This is a genomic window from Bacillus sp. NH11B (assembly GCF_001884205.1).
Lineage (GTDB): Bacteria > Bacillota > Bacilli > Bacillales > Bacillaceae_G > Bacillus_A > Bacillus_A proteolyticus.
In genome coordinates, this window is sequence record NZ_MAOG01000123.1 from 1 (window position 1) to 1,669 (window position 1,669).

Sequence of the window (1,669 nt, forward strand, 5' to 3'; positions counted from 1 at the left end):
GTTTCGGAACCGTTAATGTGGCTGGTAACGGATAGGTAGAATTTCCAATGACGATTTCACGTTCTTGATAGGAAGCAGGTTGATCATAGCTAGGATGCGGGATGGTATAAGATTCTGGAGGCATCCTTACCCCAACTTCATCTACTTTTCCGCCAGGTGTAAATTTAAGGAGTAGCGGCATGGTAGTTCCTTGGGTAGTTCCTGGAATTTCCACCGTCTGATGGACCAAGTTTCGTTCTTTTATCACGGGGGTTCCCATGCTTTTTATCCCGCTCCAGTCACTTTGTGTCCACCAGTTTTGTAATGTGTTTGCTGTAAACTTGGATTGAAAAGCAGCAGAAGTCAGCTGGAGTGCCTCTGCATACTTACCTTGCTGGAGATATTCAAAAAATAATGATGTACGCTCCGTTAAAGAGATCAGTTTCTTTTTTTCAGATTGTTCCTCGCGTGTATCTGCGTGAATAGCTGTTGTAAGCGGGAAAGATGAAACGCCTAAAGAAAAGAGTAGGGTAAAGGTAAGTGCTGATTTTTGTATTTTCTTTTTTTTATTCATGTTTTAACCTCCAATATGTGATGATAAAAAACAGTTATGGTAATTAGGGTTCTGGTGCAAAAACTTCAAAATATTTGCAAGTAATCTCCAAGACTTGGACATACTGATATTATTAATCTAAAAAGCCGTAGATTTCTCCTTTTTCCACATGCATATTAACCCCAGAAATAATCTTTCTTCCTTCACTTTATATTTTGATTATACGAAACAAAGCTCTCGTTTTTCTTACTTGATACTTACAAATTCCTTAAGTGTATAAAATTTTTGTTTTTGGGCTATCTTAAAACCTTAGCTTGATGGATATGTGGTGCTACCCCACACCCATCAACTTAAGGTATATTTTTATACAAAACGTGGTCTTTTCACGTAGCATTTTATTATCGTTTATAGATGTTATAAAAGTAGGCATATCAAATAAACCCTGACGGGTTTGAATTTTTTTACTATGCTACCTGATGAGTAGAAGTGATATACTCATACACAACACCCAAAATATCAAAGACTGTCTTTTTCTCGTATCGATGAGATTTTCGTCCGTTGCGCTGTAGGAGGTTAAACAGACGAAGGAGAACCTTTGATAGCTCTTGGGTGTTTTTGTGTAATGCTTGGTGAAAAAGTGAAAAATAATCTTTAATTATGTACATCGCTTTATATTCACTTAGCTCTTTCTGTTTCTTACGTAACAGGAGTTCTCTCATCTTAAACATTGTAGAAGAGCATAATAGGATACTAATGAGTTGTCCATAAAGATGACATTCTAATCGCTCTTGTTTAATAGATTTACAACGATGAATTTGAAACCAGGATTTCCATATTTTAAATAACAGTTCAATTTGCCAACGTAGTGAATATAAATCATAGATTTTCTCTTTTGGTACCCATTCCGTAGGAATGTTTGTCATATATACCGTAATTCCTTGTAAAAGTTTCGTACGCTCTGTATATATAATTCCTTTTTTCTTTTCACGAATAGCTCGATCATGTAGGCGTTTTTGTTTTTGTTCCTCCGTACATTTATAAACCACAATACGAGTAGGAAGTTTGTCTTTACTCCCTACATATACATCATGTAATTCATACACTTGGCCAGGTTGTAATTGTTTCATGATGTCTTCC

At 36.0% G+C, this 1,669-nt stretch carries 1 protein-coding gene and 1 pseudogene; both read right to left on the reverse strand.

Annotated features, from left to right (window positions below; all coding sequences use genetic code 11):
• Window positions 1-553, reverse strand: a pseudogene (locus tag BAU27_RS22640) (DUF3887 domain-containing protein); the annotation flags it as partial.
• A 443-nt stretch (window positions 554-996) separates the two neighbouring features.
• Window positions 997-1,669: IS4 family transposase (locus BAU27_RS22645; RefSeq protein WP_139254676.1), on the reverse strand; the 673-nt coding region annotated here is incomplete at its 5' end.